The organism is Kosakonia sp. S42 (genome assembly GCF_016624785.1).
Lineage (GTDB): Bacteria > Pseudomonadota > Gammaproteobacteria > Enterobacterales > Enterobacteriaceae > Kosakonia > Kosakonia cowanii.
In genome coordinates, this window is sequence record NZ_JACVTW010000063.1 from 1 (window position 1) to 6,319 (window position 6,319).

Here is a 6,319-nt window from a genome sequence, read left to right on the forward strand (position 1 = left end):
CGGTATACGCGTTTGGCATTGATCACCGCCATATCGTCAGTTTCTGATTGTTGCCCACACCCGACGATAACTATACGTTGGCAAATCGCCGATAACGGTATAGATACGGTCCAGCGCTTCAGTATCATCAGGCTGCGCCTGCGTCGACGATCCTGTCAGTTCTTCGACCGACGGGCCATGGCATGCAGCTGCGCACGTGACACCCGGAGGCAACGACTGACGAGGCTTATTCGCCATCCTCCGGCAACAAGGCCACGTGCGCTATCCACTTTTTTTGCCGGCCATATTCAACGGTTTCTTTCAGCAGCTCATTTTCCATGATTTTCTTGCCCGGCAGGCGCTGCAGCTCTTTAATTTGCTTCATCGCAGATGCCAGCTCTGACGCGGGTACAACCTGTTCACCAGCGGCAACGGCGGTAAGACTGCCTTCCCGATACTGCTTACGCCACAGGAACAGCTGGCTGGCGGCAACACCATGCTGACGGGCAAAGCGATACCGTCATTCCGGGTTCAAAGCTCTGCTGAACAATGGCGATTTTTTTCCTGAACGCTGCGCCGTCTGCGCTTCTCTGGACCTAAAACATCAATCATCCGGACTCCAACGACTAGTCTAAAAACTAATATTAAAACTATCAATAACTTAAGTGATACCAACTGTCTGGAGATTCATGGGGTCAGTTTACCGCCCACACTGATTGCTAATTTTGAGTTCTATGTCATTCTGCCCCGTCAGCTCTTTTTTCCCACCAACCTGTGCGATCGCCGAGCGGAGCTGATGCCAGGATTCAATACGATTTTGTGAGCGGTGACTGTTTCTTGCCATCTGCGGATTACGAAGATACCTGAGGATGTAAAGGCTGCGGATCAACTTATCAAATTCGAACAGTGCCTGCCCTGTCGTATTTTCTGTTGAATACGTGCACAATTTACGGATCAGTACACCCTGAGTGATTTCTTTTAGCCCCAGCGTGGCGACGATTTGGTCCAGGTGCGGTTTCTCTTCGAGAATAAATCTTATGATTTATTTGTCCCACCGGTTGGATCAGGCATTTTTTATAACGCACCGGGTCATCCGCACAAAACAGCTCTTTCAGCATATCTCCCACAGAGGTGAATCGGGGCCCAAAGCGCAGGCCGAACCAGTGAAGGATCGCGAAGTTGTACTGTGCATGTCTCCGGTTATTCAACAGATTCTCTTTCTGACGGCCATCTCTGAACGCATTTGTTCTTCCATCGCGTTATCAATGCGGAAAAAATAGACAACCATCGCCAGCAGCATATGAAGGATACCGGGGATCGCCGTAGAGAGTAATGTTATGCCGCCCAGCGACAGCGGTGTCTGATTATCGTGCCCGGCATGATATGAAATCACGCTCAGAGTCACGCTAATAATGACACCGGCAACGGCCCAGGCCAACTTCACGAAGAAGAGATTAAAGGCAAAGCTCATCCCGGATGCTCGCGTCCCAGATTTCCACTCACCGTAACTGTCGGCGAAGGCGACAAGGGTGAAATGCATGGGCAGTAAAAAGCCCAACACCACACAGCAGACAAAAACGAGAATCAGCCAGAAGGTGGTATATCCAGCAGGCACAAACCAAACGGCATAATGTGCCACGGCCAGCAAAATATTCACTGCAAAGTAGATTCTACGGATCTCGAAATAGCGTGTGAACCAGGTGACCAGCACGGATCCTGTTACACCGCCCAATGTTGCCAGACCAAAAAACAGGGAGGTATAGGTGGCGTCGCCATGTAAGACATAGGTAATAAAATAAAGTGCTGCACCGCCTTTGGTATTAAAAATGCTGATCAGAAGCAGCGACATAAAAAACGTCAAAATCAGCTGATCATTTTTACGAATGCTGCGCAGGCTGTCTTTTAAATTAAATGCATGTGTTGCCAGGGTATTGACGCGTTCTTTTACCCCGCCGTAGCAAACAAGAAACATCACCATCGCCGCCGTGGCCAGCACGGCCACGCCAAATTGATAGCCTTTCACCTGGTCGCCCTGGCCAAACCATGACACCATTACCGGCAGGCCGACCGAGACAATGAAACCTGCCACGCCGCACAGTACGAAACGATAAGACTGGCAAGAGATTAACTCCTGTGGGTTGGTGGTCAGTTTGGTGATGAGCGCACAGTACGGCACATTATTCAGCGAATAGAGCAACGACAGGCCGAAATAGGTCAACACGGCATAGAGGATTTTCCAGCCTGTGCCGATATCCGGTACTGTGAAGGTTAAAAATAAAATCAATCCTAAGGGGACCGCCGTCCACAGCAGGAAAGGGCGGAATTGCCCTTTGGCTGAACGGTTTCTGTCGGCAATAATCCCAATAACCGGATCGGAAATGGCGTCAATGACGCGCAGGACCAGAAATAGCGTTCCTACGATGGCCGGTGTCAGCCCAAATATATCGGTATAAAAGAAGGTGAGAAAGTTTGAGATTAAACCTGTAACAATCGTGCCGCCAGCGTCACCAAATCCATAGCTTATTTTTTCTCTTACGCTTAATGCGACACTGCCATTATTAACGGCAGCGGATGCCGGATTATCGGTAATATGAGCCATAGTTAACCTCAAAGGTCAGAAGAGTAAGTTCAGGTATTCCAGAACCGGGCTTGTGCTTTTAATGAACACTGGAATACTGTTCAGAGGAGTGGGAACAGAGATAAAACGACCACCGCTCAAGGCTTCACGGGAGTTCATGTCTATCCATGTCTCACCCCCTGGCAGCCACACCCGACGATTCTGTTGTGTTGCTGACATGACCGGGGCGACGAGAATATCGGGGCCAAACAGATACTGATCTTCCAGCGTCCAGCTCTGGGGCTGTGCGCTGTAGTGGTAGAACATCGGGCGCATCAGAGGCTCCCCGGTCAGGTGGGTATGGCGCATAAGTTCACGGAGATAAGGTTTGAGTTTATGACGTAAATCACTGAAATAGTTAAGGATAGCGAAGGTCTTTTCCCCAAAGCTCCAGAGCTCATTCCCGGCACCGGTATTGCACTGAGGGATGCCGTCACAGAAGGGGATTTCTGGTTCGGTTATCGGATCCCGGTGGCCGTGCATACGTAAGACCGGGCTGAATACCGCCCACTGGAACCAGCGAATGAGCAATTCATGAAATGCCGGATCATCGACATTGCCGCCATGAAAGCCACCAATGTCCGTTGTCCACCAGGCGATGCCGGAAAGTCCCATGCTGAGGCCTGCGCAAAGCTGATTACGCATGGCATCCCAGGAAGAGTGAATATCGCCGGACCAGACGAGCGCACCGTAACGCTGGCTGCCTGCCCAGGCGCAACGCACAAGATTGACCGGGTTTGCCTCACCTTCAGCGACTAACCCTTCATAAAATGCCTGGGTGTAATGCAGCGGGTAAATATTCCCTTTCTCAAGCGTATTGCCGATGTGATAACGGAAATTATCAAAATCATATACTCCATATTCTGGCTCGGCTTCGTCGAGCCAGAACATACGAATGCCTTTATCGAAATAATTTTTCCGGCATTTTTCCCATATGAATTTTCTGGCGTCAGGGTGGGTAACATCGATAAAACGGGAATTGCCGAGAAAATCAAAATTGATATTCAGTCCTTTCAGCGTATTTACCAGGTAGCCTTTTTCGTTCATCTCCGCATAATTTTCGCTGCGATAATCGACGGTTGGCCAGACGGATACCATCAGCTTCGTACCCATCGCGTTAAGTTCCTCGGTCATTGCTTGGGGATCAGGCCAATCTCTGCTGTCGAATTTCCAGTCGCCCTGAACCGGCCAGTGGAAAAAGTCGGCGACGATAACCGAGAGAGGGATCCCTCTTTTGTGATATTCCCTTGCGACGCTGAGCAGTTCATCCTGCGTGCGGTAGCGCAGTTTGGATTGCCATAAGCCCAGGGCGTAGTCTGGCATCTCGGGCGGGGTACCCGTGACGTGGGCATAACTGCGCAGAATACCTGCCGGAGACGAGCCGGCGGTGATCCAATAATCCATACAGGTGGCTGCCTGAGATGTCCAGCGGGTGACATTTAAGGCAAATGTCGCGTCGCCAATGGCCGGGTTGTTCCACAGAAACCCATAGCCCAAGCTGGACATCATAAAAGGCACTGATGCCTGTGAATTTCTCTGGGCCAGCTCAACGCTGCAGCCTTTCAGATTTAAAAACGGTTGCTGATACTGCCCCATACCGGCGATATGTTCGTCGGGCTCCGATTCAAATGACACAGTAATGCGCGAGGCATTGCCTGATAATGGCTTAAATTCGCGCCCGAAGATTTTCAGCGCGCTGATGTTTTCCGGATGTCTGCCACCTGCGGTCCAGAAGTGCTCACCGTTATCGCGTTGTCGCCACATCTCTTTAAGCAATAATTTACCTGCACTGTTTCTGAACTCCAGACGCCCCTGAATATCAACGCGGGCAGAAATATCTCCATTAATGATGGTGATATCAGTGTCTGATTCAAGGAATCTGGCCTGTGGTGAATTAACATCGAGTAACGCAGATAAGGGAGCATGGTCAATATCTTCGGTATAACCGGCTAATACTCGCAGCCCATCATCGCCCCATGGGATGATGTGCAGCGCCATACCATTGTAGTGCCACTTTAGCATGTTGCTTTCAATCTTAAGTGAGTCAATATAATGCATGTTATATCCTTTGTTTATGTATTCCGTAAACGTTTACAGTTTTCTATAAATAATGTAATACGTTTAATTTAGAAAGTGGGGAAGGCTGAAAATTTCATGTTCTGTGATCGGGTAACCATTTTATGGCCCGGTTAGCATATACGTTTATCTTTAAGAAGACTGTCTGGTATACTTCCAGCAATTAAAATATTTTTGTTAATATATTTAGCGTTTTTATCCATACAGGGAATGCAATGAACATCACTGAGTTGGCAAAAATTCTTGGAGTTTCAATTGCTACAGTATCACGGGCTTTGAATGACCATCCTGAGGTAAGCGCCAAAACGCGGAAGCGGGTCAGAGAGGCCGCTATCAAGTATGATTACAATCCCAACGCTGCGGGGCGGGGTTTGCGCAGCGGCAAGTCGTATTCAACGGTACTGTTACTCCCGCCGGGGGATGCGGATAACTTTTATACCGCATCGTTTTTCATGCGCATTGCTGCGCAAATGCAGTATGACCTCAATGCCAATGGAATCGACACCTTTATCCACTTATTTTCTACCCAGGAAGAAGAACTGAACTGGATTAATAATATAATAACCCGGCAAAAAGTGGATGCGCTAATATTAACCGGGACGCAGGTGAATGACCGCAGAATTTATTTTCTGCAAAATTCGGGTTTCCCCTTCATTACCTTCGGGCGAAGTCATGTGCACCAGAAAAATTACAGTTCTGTCGATTTTAATTTTGAAGGTGTTGTAGCGGATTCGATTTCCCGCGCCTGTAAAAAGGGACATCAGCGCGTGGGGTTAGTGACGCTGGGCAACGACAGTATGCAGGGCAAAATTGTTTATGACGCCTGGCAACGGGAAACCTCGCGATTGAAACTCTCCTCTAACCCGGCGCTGGTTTTTTGGGGGGAAATCAGCGAAAAGTCCGGCTTTGACGCGATGCATTATTTCCATTCCCTGGGCGACGATGCACCGGATTACATTCTCTGTATCTCAGATTTGCAGACCGTCGGCGCCAGCTTTTATGCCGGGGCATCAGGTTTCCGCCGCCCGCTTGGTGCCGCTGTGTTCAGCAGCGATATTCCCGCCTTTCTCGATACCCGCCCGGAAGGGTATGACGTCCCTTACAAGCAGGTGGGAAAAGCGCTGGCGAGCCTGGTACTGGAGTCGCTGGAAAAACAGGCTTCCCGGGACATACTGTGCGATCTGAACTTTAATTCCTGCAAGATGCATAGTGTAAAGATTGGGGAGTCGGATATCTAAGATTTCAAAATTTTACGTTATATCGCAAGTTTGGTCAGTGATACGGTTAACAGGCGATTTCCAGCACGGCCACAATTTTGATTATTCATTCCAGGTGGCCGGGATTGGCAGTAGGGCTGCAGCAGTGGTGCGGTGAGATACCGTGCATCTGTGTAGCCTTACCAGAAACCGGGCTGTGGTGAGCTGAAGCGCAATGCCAAGCCGGTTATGACTGCCCCGGCGCTGATTAACAAAATCCAGATCACAAATATCTCGCCAACTGGACGTCATTTGGCTCCGCGGCATAACGCCCATAGTTCTGAATTTGGCTGTCGGTGAGAAAATCAGTGCTCATCGGTGAATACCTTCGCGACCCATTTAGATTAGCCCCATAGATCACCAGACACTTCGCCTCTCTTAAAATAAGAGG

General features: G+C 49.4%; 3 protein-coding genes and 3 pseudogenes. 1 reads left to right on the top strand and 5 read right to left on the bottom strand.

Annotation, left to right across the window (positions count from 1 at the left end; all coding sequences use genetic code 11):
- The 4 genes and pseudogenes from IAE50_RS25290 to IAE50_RS25305 all read right to left on the bottom strand — a co-directional run.
- Positions 1–636: pseudogene (locus IAE50_RS25290) on the bottom strand (transposase); the annotation flags it as partial.
- Between the two features lie 46 nt (positions 637–682).
- Positions 683–1,183 (bottom strand): annotated as a pseudogene (locus tag IAE50_RS25295) (Tn3 family transposase); the annotation flags it as partial.
- Positions 1,184–2,569, bottom strand: coding sequence for an MFS transporter (locus tag IAE50_RS25300; RefSeq protein ID WP_375288146.1), 1,386 nt, complete (start codon positions 2,567–2,569; stop codon positions 1,184–1,186).
- Between the two features lie 24 nt (positions 2,570–2,593).
- Positions 2,594–4,645 carry a TIM-barrel domain-containing protein gene (locus IAE50_RS25305; protein WP_375288148.1) on the bottom strand — a complete coding sequence of 684 codons (2,052 nt, stop codon included), beginning with the start codon at positions 4,643–4,645 and terminating at the stop codon, positions 2,594–2,596.
- A gap of 242 nt (positions 4,646–4,887) precedes the next feature.
- Between IAE50_RS25305 and IAE50_RS25310 the strand changes: the two genes are divergently transcribed.
- Positions 4,888–5,910: a LacI family DNA-binding transcriptional regulator gene (locus IAE50_RS25310; RefSeq protein WP_200581651.1), complete on the top strand. Its 1,023-nt coding sequence runs from the start codon at positions 4,888–4,890 to the stop codon at positions 5,908–5,910.
- A 162-nt stretch (positions 5,911–6,072) separates the two neighbouring features.
- Here IAE50_RS25310 and IAE50_RS25315 read toward each other — a convergent pair.
- A pseudogene (locus IAE50_RS25315) lies at positions 6,073–6,244 on the bottom strand (DUF4158 domain-containing protein); the annotation flags it as partial.
- Positions 6,245–6,319: the final 75 nt, after the last annotated feature.

Bases quoted from the DNA above. Each gene is read 5' to 3' on its own strand.
- IAE50_RS25310 (WP_200581651.1), top strand. From the start codon at position 4,888: ATGAACATCACTGAGTTGGCAAAAATTCTTGGAGTTTCAATTGCTACA.